The organism is Gordonia sp. ABKF26, from assembly GCF_041103195.1.
Classification (GTDB): domain Bacteria; phylum Actinomycetota; class Actinomycetes; order Mycobacteriales; family Mycobacteriaceae; genus Gordonia; species Gordonia terrae.
Genome location: NZ_JBGCVZ010000003.1, coordinates 4,033,287 through 4,055,385, shown reverse-complemented (window position 1 = coordinate 4,055,385; position 22,099 = coordinate 4,033,287). Strand labels below are relative to the sequence as shown.

At 67.4% G+C, this 22,099-nt stretch carries 23 protein-coding genes; 12 read left to right on the top strand and 11 right to left on the bottom strand.

Annotation, left to right across the window (positions count from 1 at the left end):
• The first annotated feature begins 10 nt into the window (after window positions 1-10).
• A complete protein-coding gene (locus AB4Z55_RS18765) occupies window positions 11-1,138 on the top strand; it encodes a nitronate monooxygenase (RefSeq protein WP_248645143.1) in 1,128 nt (375 codons plus the stop codon).
• Window positions 1,139-1,157: 19 nt separating this feature from the next.
• Here the strand turns inward: AB4Z55_RS18765 and AB4Z55_RS18760 are convergent, their stop codons facing one another.
• The 5 genes from AB4Z55_RS18760 to AB4Z55_RS18740 are packed head-to-tail and all read right to left on the bottom strand — an operon-like array spanning window position 1,158 to window position 6,356.
• Window positions 1,158-1,487 carry a rhodanese-like domain-containing protein gene (locus AB4Z55_RS18760; RefSeq protein ID WP_248645144.1) on the bottom strand — a complete coding sequence of 110 codons (330 nt, stop codon included), beginning with the start codon at window positions 1,485-1,487 and terminating at the stop codon, window positions 1,158-1,160.
• 46 nt (window positions 1,488-1,533) lie between these two features.
• On the bottom strand, window positions 1,534-1,950 hold the full coding sequence (locus AB4Z55_RS18755; RefSeq protein ID WP_354560211.1) for a MarR family winged helix-turn-helix transcriptional regulator: 417 nt from the start codon (window positions 1,948-1,950) through the stop codon (window positions 1,534-1,536).
• 48 nt (window positions 1,951-1,998) lie between these two features.
• Complete coding sequence (locus AB4Z55_RS18750) at window positions 1,999-3,393, bottom strand: flavin monoamine oxidase family protein (protein ID WP_369520277.1); 1,395 nt, start codon at window positions 3,391-3,393, stop codon at window positions 1,999-2,001.
• Window positions 3,394-3,429: 36 nt separating this feature from the next.
• Window positions 3,430-4,884 (bottom strand): aldehyde dehydrogenase family protein, encoded by a 1,455-nt coding sequence (locus AB4Z55_RS18745; RefSeq protein WP_369520276.1) that lies wholly within the window; start codon window positions 4,882-4,884, stop codon window positions 3,430-3,432.
• Window positions 4,885-4,919: 35 nt separating this feature from the next.
• Window positions 4,920-6,356: an APC family permease gene (locus AB4Z55_RS18740; RefSeq protein ID WP_369520275.1), complete on the bottom strand. Its 1,437-nt coding sequence runs from the start codon at window positions 6,354-6,356 to the stop codon at window positions 4,920-4,922.
• 142 nt (window positions 6,357-6,498) lie between these two features.
• Here AB4Z55_RS18740 and AB4Z55_RS18735 point away from each other — a divergent pair, with 142 nt between their 5' ends.
• Window positions 6,499-7,083: a TetR/AcrR family transcriptional regulator gene (locus tag AB4Z55_RS18735; RefSeq protein WP_239400405.1), complete on the top strand. Its 585-nt coding sequence runs from the start codon at window positions 6,499-6,501 to the stop codon at window positions 7,081-7,083.
• A gap of 3 nt (window positions 7,084-7,086) precedes the next feature.
• Here the strand turns inward: AB4Z55_RS18735 and AB4Z55_RS18730 are convergent, their stop codons facing one another.
• Window positions 7,087-8,568, bottom strand: coding sequence for a PAS domain S-box protein (locus AB4Z55_RS18730; RefSeq protein ID WP_239400793.1), 1,482 nt, complete (start codon window positions 8,566-8,568; stop codon window positions 7,087-7,089).
• 174 nt (window positions 8,569-8,742) lie between these two features.
• On the opposite strand from AB4Z55_RS18730, the gene AB4Z55_RS18725 reads away from it, so the two are divergent.
• The 6 genes from AB4Z55_RS18725 to AB4Z55_RS18700 all read left to right on the top strand — a co-directional run bounded on the left by AB4Z55_RS18725 (window position 8,743) and on the right by AB4Z55_RS18700 (window position 13,918).
• Complete coding sequence (locus AB4Z55_RS18725; RefSeq protein WP_369520274.1) at window positions 8,743-9,918, top strand: acyl-CoA dehydrogenase family protein; 1,176 nt, start codon at window positions 8,743-8,745, stop codon at window positions 9,916-9,918.
• A 47-nt stretch (window positions 9,919-9,965) separates the two neighbouring features.
• Window positions 9,966-10,328, top strand: coding sequence for a hypothetical protein (locus tag AB4Z55_RS18720; protein WP_004572199.1), 363 nt, complete (start codon window positions 9,966-9,968; stop codon window positions 10,326-10,328).
• 64 nt (window positions 10,329-10,392) lie between these two features.
• Window positions 10,393-11,670 (top strand): Rieske 2Fe-2S domain-containing protein, encoded by a 1,278-nt coding sequence (locus AB4Z55_RS18715; protein WP_004572200.1) that lies wholly within the window; start codon window positions 10,393-10,395, stop codon window positions 11,668-11,670.
• Window positions 11,663-12,160, top strand: a complete 498-nt coding sequence (locus AB4Z55_RS18710; RefSeq protein ID WP_004572201.1) for an aromatic-ring-hydroxylating dioxygenase subunit beta — start codon at window positions 11,663-11,665, stop codon at window positions 12,158-12,160. Before AB4Z55_RS18715 ends, AB4Z55_RS18710 begins: the two co-directional genes overlap by 8 nt.
• Window positions 12,161-12,174: 14 nt before the next feature.
• A complete protein-coding gene (locus AB4Z55_RS18705) occupies window positions 12,175-12,927 on the top strand; it encodes an SDR family NAD(P)-dependent oxidoreductase (RefSeq protein ID WP_239400397.1) in 753 nt (250 codons plus the stop codon).
• Between the two features lie 40 nt (window positions 12,928-12,967).
• Entirely contained in the window at window positions 12,968-13,918 is a 951-nt protein-coding gene (locus AB4Z55_RS18700; protein WP_369520273.1) for a 2Fe-2S iron-sulfur cluster-binding protein, read from the top strand.
• A gap of 9 nt (window positions 13,919-13,927) precedes the next feature.
• Here the strand turns inward: AB4Z55_RS18700 and AB4Z55_RS18695 are convergent, their stop codons facing one another.
• The 3 genes from AB4Z55_RS18695 to AB4Z55_RS18685 are packed head-to-tail and all read right to left on the bottom strand — an operon-like array spanning window position 13,928 to window position 16,161.
• Window positions 13,928-14,563 carry a response regulator transcription factor gene (locus tag AB4Z55_RS18695; protein ID WP_101819047.1) on the bottom strand — a complete coding sequence of 212 codons (636 nt, stop codon included), beginning with the start codon at window positions 14,561-14,563 and terminating at the stop codon, window positions 13,928-13,930.
• A complete protein-coding gene (locus AB4Z55_RS18690; RefSeq protein WP_004572205.1) occupies window positions 14,560-14,838 on the bottom strand; it encodes a hypothetical protein in 279 nt (92 codons plus the stop codon). The genes AB4Z55_RS18695 and AB4Z55_RS18690 overlap by 4 nt, the downstream gene beginning before the upstream one ends.
• A 27-nt stretch (window positions 14,839-14,865) precedes the next feature.
• Window positions 14,866-16,161 carry an amidase gene (locus AB4Z55_RS18685; protein WP_369520272.1) on the bottom strand — a complete coding sequence of 432 codons (1,296 nt, stop codon included), beginning with the start codon at window positions 16,159-16,161 and terminating at the stop codon, window positions 14,866-14,868.
• Window positions 16,162-16,316: 155 nt separating this feature from the next.
• Between AB4Z55_RS18685 and AB4Z55_RS18680 the strand changes: the two genes are divergently transcribed.
• The 3 genes from AB4Z55_RS18680 to AB4Z55_RS18670 are packed head-to-tail and all read left to right on the top strand — an operon-like array spanning window position 16,317 to window position 19,529.
• Window positions 16,317-17,765: an MFS transporter gene (locus AB4Z55_RS18680; RefSeq protein WP_369520271.1), complete on the top strand. Its 1,449-nt coding sequence runs from the start codon at window positions 16,317-16,319 to the stop codon at window positions 17,763-17,765.
• Between the two features lie 31 nt (window positions 17,766-17,796).
• Complete coding sequence (locus AB4Z55_RS18675; RefSeq protein ID WP_369520270.1) at window positions 17,797-18,969, top strand: flavin reductase family protein; 1,173 nt, start codon at window positions 17,797-17,799, stop codon at window positions 18,967-18,969.
• Window positions 18,966-19,529, top strand: coding sequence for a nuclear transport factor 2 family protein (locus AB4Z55_RS18670; RefSeq protein ID WP_248645154.1), 564 nt, complete (start codon window positions 18,966-18,968; stop codon window positions 19,527-19,529). Before AB4Z55_RS18675 ends, AB4Z55_RS18670 begins: the two co-directional genes overlap by 4 nt.
• Here AB4Z55_RS18670 and AB4Z55_RS18665 read toward each other — a convergent pair.
• The gene (locus AB4Z55_RS18665; protein ID WP_369520269.1) at window positions 19,465-20,067 is read right to left on the bottom strand and encodes an NAD(P)/FAD-dependent oxidoreductase; all 603 of its coding nucleotides are present in this window, start codon (window positions 20,065-20,067) and stop codon (window positions 19,465-19,467) included. The genes AB4Z55_RS18670 and AB4Z55_RS18665 overlap by 65 nt on opposite strands.
• Window positions 20,068-20,208: 141 nt before the next feature.
• Between AB4Z55_RS18665 and AB4Z55_RS18660 the strand changes: the two genes are divergently transcribed.
• On the top strand, window positions 20,209-21,228 hold the full coding sequence (locus AB4Z55_RS18660) for an IS481 family transposase (protein ID WP_369520268.1): 1,020 nt from the start codon (window positions 20,209-20,211) through the stop codon (window positions 21,226-21,228).
• Here AB4Z55_RS18660 and AB4Z55_RS18655 read toward each other — a convergent pair.
• A complete protein-coding gene (locus AB4Z55_RS18655) occupies window positions 21,184-21,999 on the bottom strand; it encodes an NAD(P)/FAD-dependent oxidoreductase (protein WP_369520267.1) in 816 nt (271 codons plus the stop codon). The genes AB4Z55_RS18660 and AB4Z55_RS18655 overlap by 45 nt on opposite strands.
• Window positions 22,000-22,099: the final 100 nt, after the last annotated feature.

Here is a 22,099-nt window from a genome sequence, read left to right as displayed (position 1 = left end):
GGAGTCCTGCATGCACACCCCGATCTGTGATGAGCTCGGTATCGAGTTCCCGATCTTCGCGTTCACCCACTGCCGCGACGTGGTGGTCGCGGTGAGCAAGGCGGGCGGATTCGGGGTGCTCGGCGCGGTCGGGTTCACCCCGGAGGAGCTCGAGATCGAGCTGAACTGGATCGACGAGCACATCGGCGACCGTCCCTACGGCGTCGACATCGTCATCCCGAACAAGTACGAGGGCATGGACTCGAACATGTCGGGTGACGAGCTCACCAAGATGCTGCAGTCGATGGTCCCGGCGGAGACCCTCGACTTCGGACGCAAGCTCCTGCGTGACCACGGTGTGCCGCTCAACGAGGACAGCGACAACTCCCTGCAGCTCCTGGGCTGGACCGAGGCGACGGCCACCCCGCAGGTCGAGATCGCGCTGCAGCATCCCAAGGTCACCCTGATCGCGAACGCGCTCGGGACGCCGCCCGCCGACATGATCGAGAAGATCCAGGCCGCGGGCCGCAAGGTGGCCGCGCTCTGCGGATCGCCGAAGCAGGCGCGCAAGCACGCCGACGCAGGCGTCGACATCATCATCGCCCAGGGTGGCGAAGGCGGCGGTCACTGCGGCGAGGTGGGTTCCATCGTGCTCTGGCCGCAGGTGGTCAAAGAGGTTGCGCCGGTGCCGGTTCTGGCTGCCGGGGGCATCGGCAGCGGTGAGCAGATCGCGGCGGCCCTCGCGCTCGGTGCGCAGGGCGCGTGGAGCGGTTCGCAGTGGCTGATGGTCGAAGAGGCGGAGAACACCCCGGTCCAGCAGCAGACCTACATCGACGCCTCCAGTCGCGACACGGTGCGTAGCCGGTCGTTCACCGGCAAGCCGTGCCGCATGCTCCGCAACGACTGGACCGAGGCCTGGGAGGACCCGAAGAACCCCGAACCGCTCGGAATGCCGTTGCAGTACATGGTCTCCGGCATGGCGGTCGCGGCGACGCACAAGCACCCCGACGAGAGCATCGACGTCGCCTTCAACCCCGTCGGGCAGGTCGTCGGGCAATTCCGCAAGGTCGAGAAGACCTCCGCGGTGATCGAACGATGGGTCACCGAGTACATCGACGCGACGAGCAGTCTGGAGTCGTTCGCCAACGCGAACGCCTGAGCCGTCGACGGTGGCGATCTCACTCGGTGAGGTCGCCACCGGCCGCTCGCCAGCCGATGAGGCCGCCACTCATGTTGACGGCCTCGAAGCCGTTCTCCACGAGCAGGTTTGCCGCACCGGCGGATCGGATCCCGCCGGTGCAGAAGGCAATGAGCAGGGTGTCCTCGGGCAGTTCGAGGCACCGCGTCGGCAGCACCTCCAGCGGCATGTGCACCGCATCCGGGATGTGGACGCGGTTCCATTCGAACTCGCGGCGGACATCGACGACGACGGCGCCCTCGGCGACCAGGCGCAGTGCCTCGGCGGCGGACACGGTCGGGGGTCGACGGAGGTAATGGCGGACCTTCACAACCTTCAGTCTAACTGAAGGTGGCCCCGTACGGCACCGCGGCGGATCAGGACTCCGAGATGGTGCGTCTCATCACGTCGCGCAGTGCCTGGGCGAGTTCGGGATCACGCGAGGTGAACTCGGCGTCGAGCCGGGTGACCGCCTCGGTGGCGCGGGTGAGCGCCTCCTCGCCCGCCGGGGTGATCCGCAACGTCGACGCGGCCCCGGCGTGGGCGGTGGCGTCGTCGACGAGGCCGGCGTCGACGAAGCCCGAGACCGCGGCGTGTGCGCTCTGCACCGTGATGCGCGACCGGCGGGCCAGTTCGCTGAAGGAGATGTCCGGTGTGCCGCGGATGTGGCCGAGCAGACCGAACTTCCGCGTCGTCAGTCCGAGGGGCTTGAGCGCGGAGCCGAGCTCGGCCTCCCACACCCGGCTGAGGGTGAGCAGGGTGACGACCGGGCTGAACGGCGGCGGCTCCGACATGGGGGCAGGCTAACAGCCACCCGGACGGCGGCTCCGGCGTTCGCACGCTCACCGCAGTTTGGCCATCACCCTGCGTGCGGTGGTGATCCCGGATTCGATGGCGCCGTCGACCACCACGCCGTTCCAGCCCTTCGCGAAGTCGGCCCCCGCGAAGTGCAGGCGGGTGGTGGAGTCGTGGAACAGGCTCCAGCCGTTGAAGAACTGACCTGACTTGAGTGTCGCCCAGGTCTGACCGGACCAGGGGTCGGCCACCCAGTCGTGACCCCCGCAGTCGAGCACCGTCAGATCGGTGCGCCACACATCGACGGCCTTCTGTGCCGAGGCGACGTCGTCGAGGTCGATGGCGGTGTGGTCGGAGCCGAAGCCGACGAGGATGGTGGCGTCCTCGGCCTCGAGGAAGTACTCGCTGCGCAGCAGGGAGATCGGGTGCTGTCCGGGCGCTCCGGCGATCACGGAGTGGTGGCCGGCGACCTTGATCCAGATCTTGAACCCCACCGAGTTGGTCCCATCGGCGATGAGTGCGGTCTGCTCGGCCGACAGCGCGGGGCTGAAGTCGATGGTGCGCAGCGCGCCGATGGGTGCGGTGACGATCACCGCGTCGGCCGCGACGACCTCACCGGTCGCCAGTGTCACCCGGGCGCCGTGGGAATCGTGGGCCACCGAGCGAACCGGTGTGCCCAGGGTGATCTCGCCGCGCAGGTCGCCGGCAATCGCCTCGTAGAGGCCCCGCATCCCGTTGGTGAGCTTGAACCGCAGGGTCTGCTCGTCCATGAGAGAGCTGCGGTGATCACTCAGCGAGGCCCAGTGTTTGGCCATCAGCGGGGACGCCGTGGCCGTCGGGCCCTGATAACCGGCCGACCAGTACGAGTCGGCGAGATCGATCTCCTCGCGGGTGAAATCACCGTTGTGCAGGCAGTCGAGGACGCTGCCCTTGTCGGCGGCCAGGAAGCGTTCCCGCAGTTCGGGATCCGTGTCGGGGTCGCGGAGGATGGCGAGCGGGTCGTGCGGATACGGGAAGAACTCGCGCGAGCCGTCGACGATGGTCTCCTGCAGCCGGGAAAGCTTGGTGTCGAGGTCGTGTTCGGTGCCGGAGTGCACGACGCCGTCGCTCACCCAGTACGCCGACTCGATGTCGGGGCTGGGGTAGATGGTCTGCGCGTAGCGGGTGATCACGGTCCAGACGAACGGTTGCATCCAGTGCACCCACGTCGCGCCCATCTCCAGGGCATGGCCGCCCAGGCGTTCGTCGGTCCAGGCACGGCCGCCGATGCGTTCGCGTGCCTCGACGACGCGGACCTCGATGCCGGCGGCCTCGAGCTCGCGGGCCGCGGTGAGTCCGGCGAAGCCGGCGCCGATGACGAGGACAGATGGACGTGGGGATCGCCCGGAACCTGCTGCGTGCGGCGCGGATTCGTCGGCGCCGGGTAGGGGATGAGAGGACATGGCTGCTCCTGAGAACGGTGTGGGGAGGATGGGATGTCAGAGCACGACGGTGACGGTCTTGGACTCGGTGTAGGCGAGGATGCCCTCGTACCCGAGCTCGCGACCGATACCGCTCGCCTTGACCCCACCCCACGGGAGTTGCGGTGCCAGCGGTGACCATCCGTTGATGCCGATGGCCCCCGCATCGATGCGCGCGGCGGCGGTGTGGGCGCGGGTGAGGTCCGTGGTCCAGAGGGTCGCCGACAGTCCGTACTGGTTGTCGTTGGCCAATGCCAGCGCCTCGTCGTCGGTGTCGAACGGGATGACCAGGCCGACGGGTCCGAAGATCTCCTCGCGGGCGACGGTCATGTCGTTGTGCCCGGCCAGGACGGTGGGTGTCACGTAGAACCCGGCGGAGTCCGGCGCCGCACCGCCGCTGACGACCTCGGCGCCCTCGTCGACGCCGGTCTCCAGCAGGGCGAGGACGCGGTCCCGCTGACGGGCGTTGACCAGCGGGCCCATCGTCGTCGACGGGTCGAACGGGTCGCCGAGAACCTGGGCCTGTGCGGCGCCGGTGAGTCCGTCGAGGATCGCGTCGTAGACCTTGCGGTGCGCGATCACCCGGGTGCCCGCCGCACAGACCTCGCCCTGGTTGAAGAACATGCCCATCGCGCACCCCTGGATGGCGGCGTCGAGGTCGGCGTCGTCGAAGACGATCTGCGGTGCCTTGCCGCCCAATTCGAGTGCGGTGCGCCGGAACGTGTCCGCGGAGTCGCGCAGGATGGTCCGACCGGTCTCGGTGGAGCCGGTGAAGGAGATCTTCTTGACCCCGGGGTGGCGGGACAGGGCGGCGCCGGCCACGCGGCCGAGGCCGGTGACCACGTTGACCGTTCCGGCCGGGAAACCGGCCTCGTCGACGAGTTCGGCAAGGCGGAGCACCGACAGCGAGGCGTCCTCGGCGGGCTTGATGACCACCGTGTTGCCGGCTGCCAGGGCGGGAGCCAGCTTCCACCCGAGGATCATCAACGGCGCGTTCCAGGGGATGATGGCCCCGACCACGCCGATCGGTTCGCGCCGGGTGTACGCGTGCGTGGGAACCGGTCCACCCAGGTAGCCGTCGTTCGCGATGAGTTCACCGTTGATCTTGTCCGCCCATCCCGCGTAGTAGCGCAGGGTCGCGATCAGGTTAGGGATCATCAGCGCCGAACTCATGCCGAGCGGACGCCCCATGTCGAGCGACTCGAGCGCGGCGAGTTGTTCGATGTCGCGCTCGACGAGATCGGCGAGCCGGTTCAGCAGCAGGCCCTTGCGCGACGGTGCGAGGGCGCCCCACTCGCCGCGGAAGGCCGAATGCGCGGCCCTGACCGCGGCGTCGACGTCGGCGTCATCGGCCGATGCGAGCTCGGCAAGTGGTTGTGCCGTCGACGGATTGAGGGTCGTGACGGTGGCGTCTGCGCTGCGCCAGGTGCCACCGATGTAGAGGCCGGTGTGCAGGTTCGAGATGTCGATCATGAGAACACGCTTTCTGGGTTGGCTGGGTTGGCTGGTCAGGATGCGGACGTGGCCGGGGTGTCTCGGCGCGCCGGGTGACGCCAGCGGCCGATGCATGCGCCCACGATGAACACGGCGGCGATGACGAGCAGGAACACGATGGCGAGGACCTGTGATCCGCTGATGAGGGTGGTGAAGTTGGCGACCACGAGCGCGGTGATGCCGAGCAACCCGACGGTTCCCAAGGCCGGCGCGATCCTGGTGTGCCACAGGCGGTTGTCGGCGGTGTCCCGCCGGAACCAGACGATGATCGCGACGCTGGTGAGCACCATCAGCACCAGGATGCTGACGATCGCGACACCGGCCATCCAGGTGAACAACTGCAGCACGGGATCGGCGCCGGCCACCGCGAAAGCGCCGACCAGGATGAACGCGGTCGCCGTCTGCACCACCGAGCCGATGTGCGGCGAGCCGTGGCGATTATGCACATCCATGAGCCGACGCGGTGCGTACCCGGTCCGCGACAGCGCGAAGGTGTACCGCGCGATGGCGTTGTGGAAGGCGAGCAGTGCGGCGAACAGGCTCGTCACCAGCATCACCATCATGACGTCGGCGGCGACGCTCCCGAGGAAGGTGGTGGTGGCGATGAAGGTCAGGTTCGCCGGATCGGACTGCGCGGCGGCCTGTACCTGATCCGAGCCGAAGGCGAGCACCACCGCCCAGCTCGCCGCGGCGTAGAGGACACCGATGGTGCCCACGGCGACGTAGGTCGCGATCGGCACGGTCCGCCTCGGATTGCGGGCCTCCTCGCCGTAGATGGCCGTCGCCTCGAAGCCGACGAACGAACCGATGGCGAACATCAGCGCGATACCGGGCGAACCCGAGAGGAAGGCCGACGGCGTGAAGGACACGACGTCGACGCCGTGCGCGCCGCCCTGCGCCAGCACCGCGACCGTCAACGCGACGATCAACGCGATCTCGGCCACGAGGAGGACGCCGAGCACCTTGGCGCCGAGGTCGATGCTGCGATAACCGAGGACGGCCACCATGGCCATGAGCACGAACGCCCACAACCACCACCGCACGTCGGGACCACCGAATCGGATCACGACGTCGCGCATGGTGGATGCCGCCAGGCCGTAGATCGCCGCCTGGATGGTCGTGTAGGCGAGTAGCGCCAGCGCGGCCGAGCCGACGCCGGCGCTGCGGCCGAGCCCCTTGGTGACGTAGGCGTAGAAGGCGCCGGTGTCGGTCACCGAACTGCTCATCGCCGCGTAGCCGACGCTGAACACCAGCAGGACGGCCGCGGCGATGAGGTAGGCCATCGGCGCTCCCGCGCCGTTGCCGATGGCGATCATCACGGGCAGCGAACCCGCCACCGCGGTGAGCGGCGCGGCCGCCGCGATGACCAGGAAGACGATGCCGGCAACACCGATCGAACCCCGGAGGGCCGATCGTGCGGGAGCCGACGTCGGATGGGTGGTGTCGACCATGTCGAGCTCTCCTGTCGGTTATGGTTCAACGAACGTAGAACCAAGAACTGTGATGGAGGCTACATCCGGGGTGCGCCCGCCGGAAGCCGAACGAGGGTCGGTAAAACCTTTACCCGGGGCCGAACCGAGCCAGGGAGATGTGATGCCACGACTGGTCGACCACGATGAGCGCCGCCGGGCCATCGTCGCCGCGGCCTGGCGGCTGCTCGCCACGCGGGGAGTCGACGGGATCAGCATGCGGGATCTCGCCACGGAGGCCGGGTACACGAACGGGGCGCTCAGTCACTACTTTGCGGGTAAGGACGAGATCCTGCGCACCGCATACGAATACGTCATCGAGGCGACGAACGCCCGGATCGCGTCGGCGACCCGACGCCGCAGTGGCAGAGCGGCGCTGCGGGCCCTGTGTCGAGAACTGATGCCGATGACCGACGAGGCCACCCTCGAGGCTCGTATCGCCATGTCGCTGTGGCAGCGAGCGATGACCGACTCCGTGATGGCGGAGGTCAACAACGCGGCGGTCGCGGAGTGGAAGGCGCAGATGACGCATCTGTGGAACGAAGCGGTGGATGCGGGTGAGCTACCGGCCCGCGACATCGGCGTCGGGGTCGAACTGCTGATGACGACCATCTTCGGACTCCAGGTGACGGCCGTGCTGGACCCGGTGACCACGGCGCCCGCCGACCAGATCCGTCTGATGGACGCGATCCTCGACGGCTCGTCCTGACTCCTATCCGGACGAGCCGGTGGCGAGCGGCAGGGTCACGCGGACCGTGGTACCCGACGGTTCGTTGGGCAGGTAGCTGATGGTGCCGCCATGGCGTTCCACGATGTGCTCGGAGATGATCAGCCCGATGCCCGAGCCGTCCTGTTTGGCCGAGAAGGCGCCGGACGCAAGCCGATCGGTGGGTGCGCCCGTCATGCCGCGGCCCTGGTCCCGGATCCACACCGACGCCAGTCCGTCGGCCTCGCCGGTCTGGATCGACAGCTCCTTGACCTCGGTCGTCGGCCGGACGATCTCGTCGAGTGCGTTCACGCAGAGATTGATGATGACCTGACCGATGAGCACGTTCTCGCCCTGGATCGGCAGGTCGCGGTCGGGGATCTCGGCGTAGACGCGCACCCCCTGCTCGGCTGCGCGCAGTCGCACGAAGTACAGGCTCTCCTCGACGGTCTCGTTGAGGTCCATGAGCGTCGTCGTGCTCTCGATGCGTCGGACGTAGCGGCGGACCGACGCCACGATGTCGGCCGCGCGGTGGAGTTGCTTCTCGATCTGGTCGATCCCGTAGGCGAGGCTGCGGGCATCGACCGTCTCGGCGGAGACACGGGCCTTCAGTCCGCTGAGGTAATTGGTCGACGCCGCGAGCGGTTGGCCGAGTTCGTGGGCCAGGATCATCGCCATGTCGCCCATCGCGTGATAGCGGCTCAGGTACTGGAGATTGGCTTCCTGGTAGGCGTTGCGTCGTTCCCATTCGACCCGGTCGGTCACGTCGCGGACGGTCAGGACCCGCGACCGGATGCCGTCGTGGGCGACGATCTCGAGTTCACCTGCCAGCCACACGGTGCTGCCGTCGTCTTTGATGATCTCCTGCTGGATCTCCACCGAACCCGCACCGTCCGCCAGTCGTTCGACGACGGGATCACTGGTGAGTCGGGGTTCGCACCGCCCCAGGTCTTCCAGGTGGACGCCCGACAGTTCCGCGGGGGTGCGGCCGAACAGCTTCGCGGCCAGCGGTGAGATGTCGTCGATGCAGTTGTCGTCGTCGAGGACGACGATGCCGGCCGACGTATGGGTCATGATGCGCTGCAACGACTCCGACACCCAGGTGAGTTCCTCCTGCAACTCGACCTCCTCGGAGATGTTGCGGAACTCGACCATCACGACCGGCCCGTCCTCGCAGCGCACGAGGGTCGCGCGGGCGTCGGTGAGGAACTCGGTGCCGTCCTTCGCGCGATACTTCCACTGTTTGCGGCTCGACCCGTGGACCACCGCCGACTGCAGCCAGGCCACACCGACCTCCCGGCGGTACTGCCGTTCCTGGGCGCTCATGTGGTGCGCCTTGAGGGGCTTCAGCTCCTCGAGGGTGAATCCGAAGATGCGGCAGGCGGCCGGGTTCGCCCACAGGATGTTCTTCGAACTCGCCTCGTGGATGAGGATGCCGGTGCCGGTGTGGAGGATCATCTGCTCGAAGTCCCGGCGAGCGGGGAACATCGCCATCACCTCACCTTCGTCGAGTCCGGCATTCGCCCTCGCCACGATGCCATGCAGGTGACGACACGCAAGTAAGGAATTGCTTACCCGCGGCGCGGGAAATCCCGATACCGCGCCCGGCGCCGCGTCCATAGTGTCGATCTCGAGATCGAGAGTCGATTCCGAACGGAGACAATGATGACCGCGGAGAGCCTGACCGAACGGGTGTGTGCGGAACCGGTGGGGGCGGCGCGCGACGCAGCCTTCGATCATGCGCTCGACGTGCTCCGGGATCGTCGCGACGAGTTCAACTCGCAGCGGTACGTCCCCGCCGACTTCATCGCGCTGCTGAAACGCGCCGGCATGTACCGGGCGTCGACGCCCGCGGTGTTCGGGGGTGAGCCGATGGCCCCGTCGGACTTCATGGCGCTGGTCGAGCGCATCTCCGCCGTCGACCCGGCCACCGGGTGGGTGTCCAGCTTCGGATCGTCGCTGGTGTACTTCGCCGCACTGCCGGCCGAGACACAACGGAAGATCTACGCGCACGGACCCGACATCGCCTATGCGGGCGGTCTGTTCCCGATGCAGGAAGCCCAGAAGGTCGACGGCGGCTATCTGTGCACCGGTGTCTGGCAGTTCGCGAGCGGGTGCCGCGGCGCCGACCTCATCGGCATCGGCCTGGCCGGCGGACCCGAGACCGGTGGCAAACCGCTGACGGCACTGCTCGATCCGGCCGACGTGGAGATCGTCGAGAACTGGGATGTGGCCGGGATGAAGGCCACGGGTTCACATGCCGTGCGCGCCGATCGGGTGTTCGTGCCGGAGGAGATGACCTTCGTGCGCGGCGGCGCGCCGCAGATCGACGAACCGCTGACGCGCTATCCGGCGCTGGCGTACGCCGCGCAGGTGCTCGCCGTGGTGACCCTCGGCGCCGCCCGGGGCGCACTCGACTACGCGATCGAGGTCGGCGCCGCGCGGACCTCGATCACCGGGGGTGCCAGCAAGGGCAACCGGCCGGCGTACAAGAGCGGACTCGCGGTGGCCGAGGCCGAATTGCGCTCGGCGCGGGCGTTCTTCTACGAGAGCGCCGATCGGGTGTGGGCCAAAGCCGTCGCGGGACAGCACATCTCGACCGACGACCAGGCGCTGCTGCGGTTGAGTGCCACGCACGCCGCGCATGTCGGGCGCAGCGTCGTGCTGCAGGTCTTCGATCTCGCGGGGACCGGCGCCATCTACGAGACCCACCCGCTCCAGCGGTTCCTGCAGGATGCCCTGGTGCCCGCCCAGCACGCCATGTTGCAGACCAACACCTACGAGGCCGCCGGAGCCCTTCTCCTCGGCCTCGACGCCGGGATCCCGAGCTTCCCCTGACCCCCACACATCAGCCCCGACATCACGACCCGAGGAGTGCATCGCCCATGACCGACGAACCGTTGCGCACGCTGTTCTGCGTGGGGAACAACCAGAACTTCTTCGACCTGCCCAAAGCCGACATCGGTCCGGTGTGGGAGGCGACGATGGAGTTCCTCACCGGGCTGAAGAACCTCGACGGCGTCGACATCATCGGCACCTTCGACGACGACGCCCACATGGTCGGGCCGTCGGACGGGTGGCCGTGGACGTTCTATGTCCTCGCCGATGTGCGCGACCAGCCCACGGTCAAGGCGGCCTGCAACCTGTTGCGCACCACCATGGTCGGCGAGTACGCGCTCTGGAAGTACTTCAAGGTGGAGGCGCGGATGGGCCGGGCCCTCACCATCCGCGACGACGTCGCCTCCTGACGGCCGCGCACCGACAGCCCCTCCTCGTGCCCCCAGGGCGCGATCGACACACGAAGGAACATCGATGACCACCATCGAGCGGCCGACCCGCGGCTTCGCGGACCTCGCCGAGAAGGACCGCGTCGCCGGTCAGCTCTACACCGATCCCGAGATCTTCGCCGAGGAGATGCGCAAGATCTTCTACCGCACCTGGGTGTGGGTCGCCCACGAGAGCGAGGTCCCCGAGGCCGGATCGTTCAAGACCACCCAGGTCGGTGACCAGCCCGTCATCGTGACCCGGGATCGCAAGGGCAACTTCAACACTCTGCTGAACCGATGCCGGCACCGCGGCGCGACCGTGTGCGATCAGCGCAGCGGCAAGGCCAACGGGTTCACCTGCCCGTACCACAACTGGTCGTACACCCTGGATGGTCGACTCCGCGGCATCCCGTACCCGGACGGGTACGAGGGCGTCGTCGAGAAGAACGATTTCCCGCTGCAGAAGCTGCGCACCGAGAGCTACCTCGGCATGATCTTCGCGACATTCAACACCGAGATCGAGCCGCTCGAGGACCACCTGGGCGACGCCAAGATCTGGATGGACCGATTCCTCAAGCAGTCCAACGGATTTCCGACCAAGGTCCTCGGCAGCCACAAGTTCCGGTTCAAGGGCAACTGGAAGATCCAGTTGGAGAACACGACCGACGGCTACCACTTCCCGATGGTGCACAAATCGTGGATGGCCTCGGTCGACGCCGAGACCGCCAACATGATGTCGTTCATGGACGACCCGGCCGCCGAGACGCACGCACTCGGGAACGGGCACAGCGTCGCCATCATGGCGGCGGCGCATGCCGATCTCGACGTCGACGACGGCAACGAGGAGATCCAGCCGCGATTCCAGCATCTCGTCGACGAACTCACCGAGGCCGGCGAGAGTCCCGAACGCATCCGCCGGTACATGCGCTCCATGCACGGGTGCGGGTTCAACCTCAACATGTTCCCGAACATCGCGATGTCGTCGTCGTTCTTCCGTGTCCTGATCCCGATCAGCGTCGACGTCACCGAGGTCTGGCACATGGCCATCGGCATGGACGGCGGACCGGAGAGCATCAACCGGGAACGCCTGCGTATCCACGAACACTTCCAGGGCCCCTTCGGTTTCGGTAGCCCGGATGACGCGGAGGGGTGGGACCGGGTGCAGATCGGGGCCGGCGGCAATCCGAACATGCCGATCCTGGTCAATCGCGGGGAGAACCGCGAATACACGACCGAGGAAGGCTGGCCCACTTCGCATGTCACCGACGAGACCGGGATGCGGGAGTCCTACGGCATGTGGAAGAGGATGATGAGCGATGACTGAACTGCACACCTTCAACGACCCGCGCGTCCTGCGTGCGATCGCGCTCGTGTGGAAGGAGGCCGAACTCCTCGACGCCAAGGACTATCCGGCGTGGGAGGCCCTCTACACCGACGACGCGCACTACGTCATCCCGATCGACCCCGACACCGAGGACTTCGACTCGTCGCTGAACATGGTGTACGACGACAAGCGGATGCGCCGGTTGCGCGTCGAGCGGATGATGCAGGGATATGCGCCGTCGGCTGTCGCGGCGGCCCGGACGGTCCGGATCGTCTCCCGATTCACGGTGTCCGATGTCAGCGACGACACCGTCATCCTGCGCTCGGCGCAGATCCTCAACGCGTTCAAGCGCGACACCTTCTCGACGATCGGCGCCGAGCTCACCCACACCATCGAGCTCGGACCCGACGGGACCGACCGGATCAGCCTGAAGGTGGCCCGCCTCATCGACAGCGAGGACGCGGTCAGCGCCTCGGGATACCTGGTGTGAGGGCGGTAGTGGACATGAGCTCGACCACCAAGGGGATAGCGGTCGTCACCGGAGCCGCCGGCGGAATGGGTTCGTTCATCGCCCGGCGGTTGCACCGGGACGGTCATCGCGTCCTGCTCACCGACATCGCACTCGACGCGGCGCAGCGGATCGCCGAGGAACTCTCGCCCGACGGGTCGACCGCGCAGGCGGCAGTCCTCGACGTCGCGCACCGCCAGAACTTCGTCGACGCCCTCGCGCACGTGCAGTCGGTGTGGGGCACACCGACGATCGTGGTCAACAACGCCGCACTCACCCAGGCCGCCGATCTGATGACGTTGGACGAGCCGGATTTCAACCGGGTGCTGAACACGAACGTCAACAGCATCTTCTTCGGCTGCCAGGTCTTCGGTGCCGCGATGGCCGAGGAGGGCTACGGCCGCATCGTCAACATGGCCTCGCTGGCCGGTCAGAACGGCGGCACCGCCACCGGCGCCCACTACGCGACGTCGAAGGGTGCGATCCTCACGGTCACCAAGATCTTCGCGAAAGAACTTGCGGCGCGCGGTGTCACGGTCAACGCCATCGCGCCGGGACCCCACGACCTGCCCGTCGTGAAGGCGACCGTGCCGCCGGAGAAACTCGACGCCGTGATCGCCGGGATACCCGTCGGCAAGCTGGGCAGCCCCGACTTCATCGGGGACATGGTCGGCCTGCTGACCGCCGAGAACGCCTTCTTCGTCACCGGCGCGTGCTGGGACGTCAACGGCGGGCTCTTCGTCCGCTGACCGCACCGCCGAACCCACTGTCACCACCAGGAGCACTCCCATGGCCCTCACCGACGTCGTCGTCTCCGCGATCGTCCAGGAGACCCCGAGCATCAAGACCTTCTACCTGTCGAAGCCGGATGGTTCGACGATGGGGGAGTACACGCCGGGTGCGCACATCGACGTCGTCGGGCCGACCGCCATCACCCGGCAGTACTCGCTGTGTAGTCGTCCCGACGGCCGGGAGTCGTTCGCCGTGGCGGTCAAGCGCGAGGACCAGTCCCGCGGTGGGTCGGCGGCTCTGCACGAATTGCGTGTCGGTGACCGGTTGCAGATCAGCGAACCACGCAATCTGCTCGGGATCGACACCACGGCAACGCATCACGTCTTGGTGGCCGCCGGCATCGGGATCACCCCGATGTTGAGCATGGCGCGGTACATGGACGTACACGGCATCAGCTTCGAGCTGCACTACTTCGCCCGTACGGCGGAGGAGGCGGCATTCCTGCCGCTGCTGCGCGAACGCTGCCCGGAGAAGCTGCACGCGCACGTCGGCGTGGGTCGTGAGGCCCACGGACCGATCCTGGCCACCGCGCTGGAATCGGCGCCGCAGCACTCGCACGTCTACGTCTGCGGACCGGACGGTTTCATGACCAAGGTCCGGGAACTGGCCGAGCGTTTCGTCCCGGCGGATGCGGTCCACTTCGAGAACTTCCACGCCACCGATCAGCCGGATGCGTCGGCGAACTCCGCGTTCGACGTCGAGCTCGACGGCGAGACCTATCACGTCCCGGCCGACCGGAGCATCGTCGAGGTCCTCGAGGACAACGGTTGCGATGTCGACACCTCGTGTCAGGAGGGCATCTGCGGCACCTGCATCATGCAGGTCCTGTCCGGTGAGCCCGAGCACCGCGACAACGTCCTGACCAAGGCCGAGCGGGAGTCCGGAGAGGTCATCGCGGTGTGCGTCTCGCGGACCTCCGGCGACAAGCTCGTGCTCGACTACTACTGAGCCGCAGGTCTATGGGCCGGTCGGCACCGCGACGTCGAATCGCAGGATGTCCCGGACGAGCGTGCTGATGCTGTCGGCATCGGTTTTGCTCTTGATGCGAGCCCGATGGACGTCCACCGTCTTGACACTCATGTCGAGCCGGCGGGCGATGTTCTGGCTGGGCAGCCCCTCGACCACGAGTGCGAGGATCTCCCGCTCACGTGGGGTGAGCAGTGCGACCTTCGATTCGACCCATCGCTTCTGCTCGTGGGTGCGGAAACGCTCGACGGCCTTCTCCATGCCCGCCTGGACCGCGTCGAGCAATCGTTGGGGGTCGTAGGGCTTCTCCAGGAAGTCCATCGCGCCGGCCTGCAGCGTGGACACCGACATCCGGATGTCGCCGTGGGCGGAGACGAAGATGATGGCGACATGGGGCGCGAACTCGTTGAGCTTCTCCTGTAGGCGTGGACCGCTCATGGTCGGCATGCGGACATCGAGGACGATGCATGCGGGGCTGTCCCCGGAGTATTGGGCGAGAAAATCGTCGGCACTGTGGCAGATGCGCGGCGAGATCCCGATGCTGCCGAGAAGCCAGTCGACCGATTCACACAGTTCGGGGTCGTCGTCGACGACGTACACCGTTGCGGTCACATCTGCTGCCGTCATACCCACGCCGCGTCTGCCGTCCAGTAGTTCATGCCGACGGCACTGACCTGGTGCCGCCACTCCGAGGTCCGGTTCAGCCAGGGCTCCTCGCGCCGGACCGACTCATCGGCGGCCTCCGGACCGTCGGCTTCGACGGTCCAGTGCACCCAGTTGACCTCCCGGCCGTGCTCGTCGTGCACGAACAGGTCGACGTGATGCCAGCCGTAGTTGAAGGTGTCCTCGTAGCAGGTGAGGAACATCCGGTGATGTGTCTCGGGACGGGGTTTGATCGTCATGGCAGATCTTCTCTCTTCCAACCGGACTCAGGCCGGAACGACCGGATGCGACCGGAGCTCGGTCTCGAGCACCGCGGCGACCTCGAACAGCGCCGACTCTCGGCCGGGCAGCCCGATCACCTGGAGGCCCAGGGGCATCCCGGCGTCGGTGGTGGCACCGGGCACGACGACGACCGGGCACCCGAGGAGCTGCCACGGACGGCTCAGCACGGGCGAACCGGTGGCTGCGAGACCGTGCGGCGCCGGGCCGGGCGCGGCGGGGCCGACGATCACGGTGTGATCGCCGAGCGCCTCGGCGAGGAGATCACGGGAACGGTCACGGCGGATGAGGGCGGCCGCGTGCTCGTCGACGCCGACCGCGCGCCCGGCGTCGACGAGTTCGCGCAGTTGCGGGCTGAGTGCGGTCCCGTGTTCCCGGACGACGCCGTCCAGCGTGCCGGCCGCCTCATGGGACATGACCGTGACGTGGTCGTCGGCCAGGGTGCGTACATGATCGTCGTACTCGAGCGCCCGGGTCTCGACGCCGGCACCGCCGAGCAGCCCCGGCAACCGATTGATCAACTCCGACATCGCGGGGTGGATCGGGTGCAGATCGCTGCCGCCCCACACCACCACGGTCCGGACGGTGGAGCGCCCCGGGACCATCGGCGAGCGACCCGAGAAGGCGGAGTACACGTACTGCAGGTCGGCGATGTCCCGTGTCAGGATGCCCAGCGAATCCAGCGACTCGCTGAGGCCGGTGACCCCGGACAGGTCTGTCGAGCCGTGGGCGAGGACCAGGCCCGCCGCGCCGCAGTATGCGGCCGGACGCGTGAGTGAACCAGCGGTCTGTGTGCCGAGCGCCATCGGGATGACGCCTGCTCCGACGGCGGCCGCCGATCCGCTCGACGACCCGCCCGGGGTGTGCTCGTGCTGGTGCGGGTTCCGTGTCGGCCCGGGCGAGAAGTAGCCGAACTCGGTCGTGACCGTCTTGCCCTGGACCACTGCCCCCAGATCGCGAAACCTGCTGACACAGGGCGCATCCGACGATACGGGAGACGACGAGGTGATGGTCGAACCGGCGCGGGTCGGCAGACCGGAGACGTCGATGAGGTCCTTGACTCCGAGGGAGACACCCCGCAGGGGTCGACGACCCGGCATCGAATCCTGGCGGCGGGCGTCGTCGACGACGGCCGGGGACAGCCCGACCCACGCGCGCAGGTCGGCGTCTGTGCGAACGATCTCCTCACGAACCTGTTGCGCGAGGACCTCCGCCGACACCACCTTCTCGTGGACCGCGGTCGCCTGCTCACTGATGGGCTGTTTCCAGTAGGCCGAGCTCACCGTTCCTCCTTCTTTCTGGCACCAGTCTGCCCTGTCCCGCAGCACGGCGACAGTAAAGATTTCCCTCGTATCGCCGTAGGCGCGCGTGCCCATAACGTCGATGTCAGCCCTCGAAATCCAGGCGTCATCTCAGCCCGACAGCCCAAGGAAACGCAATGACCATCAGAGAATCCGAGGTGACGACGTCGTCGTCATCACCCACCCCCGATCGACGAATCGACTTCAGCCGCATGTCGAGACGGGCGTGGATCATCACCGGCATGCTGGTGCTGTTCCAGATCATCGCCTTCGCCGACAAAGCGGTCCTCGGTCTGGTCTCGGCCGACGCGATGCCCGAACTCGGCCTGACACCAACCGAATTCGGATTCATCGGTAGTGCGTTCTTCTTCCTGTACGCGATCGTCTCGGTCATCACCGGGTTCCTGGCATCGAAGATCTCGGTGAAATGGATCCTGTTCGCGATGGGCGTCACGTGGGCGGTCCTCCAGTTCCCGATGCTGCTCGGCGGCGGTGCCGCCGTCCTCCTCGTGACCCGCATCGTGCTCGGTGGTGCGGAGGGCCCGGCCACCGCCATGTCGCTCACCTCCGCGCACACCTGGTTCTCGCCGACACGACGTGCGCTGCCGTCGAACCTCATCGCCGCCGGGTCAACCCTGGGACCGGTCTTCGCCGCACCGTTGCTCGCCTGGGTCATCGCCGTGTGGGGTTGGCGGTGGGCGTTCGGTGTTCTCGGGATCATCGGTCTGGTGTGGGTGATCGCGTGGTGGGCGATCGGCGCGGACGGTCCCTACCGGCCCAAGAAGACCACATCGCCCGATGAGCCGGCACTCGACGCCGGCGAGACCGGCACGAAGGAGGTCGCGACCTCCGCGGTCGACGAGCAGAAGCCGGTCGTGATCTGGCGGGCGTTGCTCAGCGTGGCCTTCCTGTCCGCCGTGATCGGCGGGGCGTCGAACTTCTGGGTCCAGGGTTTCCTGACGACCTGGCTGCCCCAGTACCTCGGTACCGTCGTCGGGCTCTCGCTCGGTGAGGTGGGCGCGATGACGACCGTGCCGTGGGTGGTCGGAGCGCTCGTGTTGCTCGGCCTGGGTGCGCTCGGGCATCGGATGATGCGGCGCGGGAGTTCGGCCCATCTGGCGATCGCCGTACCGTTCGGCTGCGCCGCGGTGTTGGCGGGCCTGTCCTTCATCGCGATCCAGGCGACGTCGGGGATCACCGCGGTGGCACTCCTGTGCCTCGCCGGCGGATGCAGTCTGGCGTTCCCGATGACCGCCACCGCGATCGGTTACGCGGTCGGCGCCCGGCAGCGGCCCATCCTGATGGCGACCCTCGGCGGTGTGGCGTCGTTCGGCGCGGTGATCTCACCGATCCTCGTCGGATGGCTGATGACCGACGCCGGGTACGTCTCACCGCCGAAGGGTGAGAAGCCCAGCGCGGAGATGGCCGGGAACATGGCCGACGGCGTGCATCAGGCCTTCACCATCACCGGGATCGTCCTGCTCGTCGGTGGCGCACTCTGCATCGCCTTCCTGCGGCCGGAGCGACTCGGTGCCACTTTGCAGAAGCGTTACGTCAAGGAATCGGCCGACTCCCCGGCCGCCTGACTGCCGCGACGAACCGATCCGAGGAGAAGCGATGTCCGACAATGTGATCAGCGCCATCGACCCGAGCATCTTCCGAAATGTGATGGGGCATTATCCCACCGGCGTGGTGGTGGTGACCGGACGCGGCGACGACGGGTCGGTGCTGGCCATGGTCGTCGGGACCTTCAGCTCGGTCTCGATGGACCCGCCGCTGGTCTCCTTCATGCCGATGAAGACCTCGCGCACCTTCGAGAAGATGCGGCGCTGCGAGTCGTTGTGCATCAACATCCTCGGTGGTGAGCAGGAGGACGTAGTGCTCACGGTCGCGCAGCGGTGGGAGAACAAGCTCGAGGGCATCGAGTGGTTCCCGTCGCCGTCCGGGGACCCGGTGCTGGCCGACTCCGTGGCCTGGATCGACACCCGCATCCGCAACGTGGTCGAGGCGGGCGATCACTGGATCGCGCTCTGCGAGGTCCTGGACCTGGCCGTGACGAACCCCGTGTCACCGCTCATCTTCTTCCAGGGTGGCTACGGCAGCTTCGTGTCCACGTCGCTGATGGCCCGGATGGACCACGAGATCCTGCCGACGATCCACGCCGCGCACGCGGCCCGCCCGCAGGTCGAGGCCCTGGCCACGTCCGTTCGATGCGAGGTGTCGGTCCTCACGGCCGTGAGCCGCGATGAGATGGCCGTGGTCCTCTCGGCCACCGCGCCGGGCGTCGACCGGGGAGAGGGTCTGGCATACCGCATTCCGATGGTGCCGCCGATCGGTGACACCTATGTCTTCGATCAGGACGACGAGACCCGCGAGCGGTGGCTGGCGAAACTCCGCGACGCCGACGACGATGTGCGACAACTGCATCGCGACCGGCTCGACTTCGTCCGGCAGCATGGTTATCTGGTGTCCTTCCTGCCCGAGGAGGGCTCGACCGCCTACGAGGAGATGCGGGCGGCGACGAAGTCCTATGAACGGGGCCGGTTGACGCCGTCGCAGGAACGTGAGATCTGCGCGTCCATCGGGAAATCGCCTGTCGACTACCGCATTCGGGACATGCGGTCCGATCAGACGTACGACGTCGGCTCCCTCGTGCTGCCGATCCGGGATGCCCGCGGCGGCTATTCGATGACGCTCCGGCTGTCGCAGCTGCCGCCCGGTGTGAACGGAGCACAGCTCGAGACGTGGATCGAGCAGGCCCGCGCCGTGGCAGAGGTGCTCGGGCGATGACCGATGTGGACACCGACGCCCGGATCGCGGCACTTGTGGCGCGGGTCGACACGCTCGAGGCCGAAGCCGACATCCGCCGGATTCAGGCGCGATACATGTTCCTGTGTGACACTCCGTGTCCCGAACCCGGTCTCGCGGACGACGCGGAGCGCATCGAACGCATCGTCGACCTCTACACCGACGACGCGGTGTGGGAGGGGGTCGGGGAGTACTACGACGGACAGTTCGGCCGTGCCGAGGGCAAGCAGGCGATCCGTGAGCATTTCCGTCGCTTCTGGGGTGAGAAACGGGACCCCGCGCTGTTGCTCAATGCGCACTACCTCACGTCGGAGCAGATCCGGGTCGACGGTGATGACGCGGAGGGGCAGTGGATTCACATGCAGCCGTGGCTGTTCGCCGACGGAACCGCGCTCCTTCGGTCGAGTCGGTTGAACAACGCCTTCCGCAAGGACGACGGTCGCTGGCGGATCACCCGAACCCGCACCGAGAACGTCTTCATCGCACCGCTGCCCACCGGATTCGCCGAGAGCTACCCGTCGTCGTCGGTGTTGATGGGCTGAGTCGTTCGAGGGTGCGGCGTTCGTGTCGGTCGCGTCGCATGCGCTGCGACTGGGTGCGCAGATCGGTCGCGACCGCGCGTGAGGACGCCCGCCGGGCTGCGTTGTAGACCAGTCCCGGCAGCGCAGACAGGGGCAGCATCGCCGCAGGCGGCGTCGTCCGGTTGTAGATGTCCCCGAGTGTCGCGGCGTACCCGGGTCGATCACGGGCCCGGCGATTGACCTCGTACTCGAGCGGCGACGGTGGGGTGCCGGCCGCCAAGAAGTTCGTCCACTGATAGATCTCGACACACTCTTGCTCGCGACGTCTCGCCCAGGCCGCGGTGGCCATGTCGACGGCGTCGGGGTCGGGGTCGCGGTTTCGCAGGATGGGCGCGAGGTCTTCGCCGAGCAGGCGGCCGTACCGGTAGGCATCTCGGATGCCCTGTGCGGTGACGGGATCCTTGAAGTGTCCGGCGTCGCCGGGCAGCGCCCAGCCCGGCCCGCTCGATCGGCGGAAGTAGGACTCGATGCCGGTGCACGAACGGACGCGCGAGGTCATCTCCGCCCCTTCGAGGCGGCGTGCTAGTTGTACTGACCCGGGACGTTAGGTACGGCGTTCGGCGAGTCGGCGTGACATAGGGAAGACCTCCGAGTGAGGTGTGGAGCTGTCTAGGAACCGCTCCTCAACCCGGAGGTCTTCGTGTCTCACCGTAATTCACCGTTGTCCCCGACTGGTCGGTTGCGTCTGGCTCGGTGCGTCGTGGACGACCGGTGGCCACTGCGTCGCGCGGCTGATCGATTCAACGTGTCGGTTACCACGGCCAAACGGTGGGCCGACCGCTACCGCGAGGCAGGGTCAGCCGGAATGGTCGACCGCTCCAGCCGACCCCGGTCGTGTCCGCATCGCACCAGCCGGCGCCGGGAACGCCGGGTCGTCGGGTTACGCGTCTCCCGCCGCTGGGGGCCTGCCAGGATCGCGTTTCACCTGGGGGTGAACGTCTCCACGGTGCACCGCATCCTGACCCGGTACCGATGCCTACGGTTGTCATGGACCGACCCCGCAACAGGGGCGCCCGTACGTGCCCGCAGACGCGAGATTCATCAGTACGAACGCCAAGCGCCCGGAGACTTGATCCACGTTGACATCAAGAAACTCGGCAGAATCCCCGACGGTGGCGGACACCGCATCCACGGACGCGCCCTGGGCGCCCGCAACTCCAGCGCCCACCGCGAGCCCGCACGACCCCGCAAAGTCCACGGCCGCCCCAACCTGGGGTACGCGTTCCTCCACCACGCCGTCGACGACCATTCCCGCTACGCCTACTCAGAGATCCTCGGTGATGAGAAGAAGGAAACCGCGACCGCGTTCATGACCCGGGCAGTGGCGCACTTCGCCTCTATCGGTGTCACCACCGCGCGGGTGATGACCGACAACGGGTCATGTTATCGGTCCCGAATGTTCCGACAGTTGTTGGCCGACAACGGGATCAAGCACAAGTGGACCCGCCCGTACCGGCCGCAAACCAACGGCAAGGTCGAACGCTTCAACCGCACCCTGCAGGAGGAATGGGCCTACGCCCGCCCCTACCTCAGCGAAACCGAACGCGTCGCAGCCTTCCCCGAGTTCCTTCGCACCTACAATCACGAACGCGGCCACACCGCACTGCGAGGCAACTCACCCGTCAGCCGCGTACCCAACCTGGCGGGTCAGTACAGCTAGTCCGGGTAGCGCGGCGACACCTGCCAGGTAGGCGTCGGTCGCCTTCCGGCCGCGGAACTCGCTGTCCATTCCGATCGGCGGCTGAAGGAGGCAGAGCGTCTGGCCGCCGTCGCAGGGGAAGGCGGTGCCGAGGAGGGCGCCGACGCGCCACTGGGAGGCGATGTGGCGCAGCTCGGTTCGGGGGTCCGTCCAGTACGCGAAGTAGCAGGACCGACCGCTCGGTGAAGAGATCAGCGGAATCTCGGCCCTCGCTTCGCGGGCAACCATGCTCTTGCGACCGTCCGCGCCGACCACGATCGGGGCGACGGCACGGTGTTCGCGATCGTCGTCATCGGTGTAGACGACGCCCACGGCGCGGCCGTCCTTCCAGATCAACGACGTTGCGCGACATGGTTGTCGGAAGTCGGCGCCGGCGGCGATCGCGGTTCGTTGGAGGGCGGCGTCGAGGTGCGCGCGACGCAGGCACATCGCGTAGTCGATGCCCGAGACCGGTGAATAAGTGGTGCGCCAGCCGATCTCGTCGAGGACGGCCTCGGCGATCGGGAGACGCGGTGCGCCCGCGTCCTCGACGGCGGGCAGGGCGCCGAGCGCGTGGATCTCGGCCATGGTCGACGGCCAGAGCAGGTGCGTCGAGAGGGTGTCGGACGGAAAGCGGGCCGAATCGATGAGCAGGACACGTGATCCCCTGGTGGCCAGTGCGATTGCCGTTGCCGCGCCGGCGCACCGGGCACCGACGATGACGGCGTCGAAGTGCTCGGTTCGGATGCTCATCGCGAACTCTCCATCCCTCAGCTCGCCACATGGACACATGAGACGATATCCGTGCGGCGTCTCGCCGCGTGGCGGTTTGATCAGCTCCGTCCCGGATAGT

Coding starts and splice junctions, on each gene's coding strand:
- AB4Z55_RS18745 (WP_369520276.1), bottom strand. CDS start 4,884: ATGATCGACATCTCGAACCTGCACACCGGCCTCTACATCGGTGGCACC.
- AB4Z55_RS18680 (WP_369520271.1), top strand. CDS start 16,317: ATGACCATCAGAGAATCCGAGGTGACGACGTCGTCGTCATCACCCACC.
- AB4Z55_RS18695 (WP_101819047.1), bottom strand. CDS start 14,563: ATGACGGCAGCAGATGTGACCGCAACGGTGTACGTCGTCGACGACGAC.
- AB4Z55_RS18655 (WP_369520267.1), bottom strand. CDS start 21,999: ATGAGCATCCGAACCGAGCACTTCGACGCCGTCATCGTCGGTGCCCGG.
- AB4Z55_RS18735 (WP_239400405.1), top strand. CDS start 6,499: ATGCCACGACTGGTCGACCACGATGAGCGCCGCCGGGCCATCGTCGCC.
- AB4Z55_RS18715 (WP_004572200.1), top strand. CDS start 10,393: ATGACCACCATCGAGCGGCCGACCCGCGGCTTCGCGGACCTCGCCGAG.
- AB4Z55_RS18740 (WP_369520275.1), bottom strand. CDS start 6,356: ATGGTCGACACCACCCATCCGACGTCGGCTCCCGCACGATCGGCCCTC.
- AB4Z55_RS18690 (WP_004572205.1), bottom strand. CDS start 14,838: ATGACGATCAAACCCCGTCCCGAGACACATCACCGGATGTTCCTCACC.
- AB4Z55_RS18720 (WP_004572199.1), top strand. CDS start 9,966: ATGACCGACGAACCGTTGCGCACGCTGTTCTGCGTGGGGAACAACCAG.
- AB4Z55_RS18755 (WP_354560211.1), bottom strand. CDS start 1,950: ATGTCGGAGCCGCCGCCGTTCAGCCCGGTCGTCACCCTGCTCACCCTC.
- AB4Z55_RS18670 (WP_248645154.1), top strand. CDS start 18,966: ATGACCGATGTGGACACCGACGCCCGGATCGCGGCACTTGTGGCGCGG.
- AB4Z55_RS18750 (WP_369520277.1), bottom strand. CDS start 3,393: ATGTCCTCTCATCCCCTACCCGGCGCCGACGAATCCGCGCCGCACGCA.
- AB4Z55_RS18725 (WP_369520274.1), top strand. CDS start 8,743: ATGATGACCGCGGAGAGCCTGACCGAACGGGTGTGTGCGGAACCGGTG.
- AB4Z55_RS18710 (WP_004572201.1), top strand. CDS start 11,663: ATGACTGAACTGCACACCTTCAACGACCCGCGCGTCCTGCGTGCGATC.
- AB4Z55_RS18700 (WP_369520273.1), top strand. CDS start 12,968: ATGGCCCTCACCGACGTCGTCGTCTCCGCGATCGTCCAGGAGACCCCG.
- AB4Z55_RS18705 (WP_239400397.1), top strand. CDS start 12,175: ATGAGCTCGACCACCAAGGGGATAGCGGTCGTCACCGGAGCCGCCGGC.
- AB4Z55_RS18730 (WP_239400793.1), bottom strand. CDS start 8,568: ATGTTCCCCGCTCGCCGGGACTTCGAGCAGATGATCCTCCACACCGGC.
- AB4Z55_RS18765 (WP_248645143.1), top strand. CDS start 11: ATGCACACCCCGATCTGTGATGAGCTCGGTATCGAGTTCCCGATCTTC.
- AB4Z55_RS18665 (WP_369520269.1), bottom strand. CDS start 20,067: ATGACCTCGCGCGTCCGTTCGTGCACCGGCATCGAGTCCTACTTCCGC.
- AB4Z55_RS18675 (WP_369520270.1), top strand. CDS start 17,797: ATGTCCGACAATGTGATCAGCGCCATCGACCCGAGCATCTTCCGAAAT.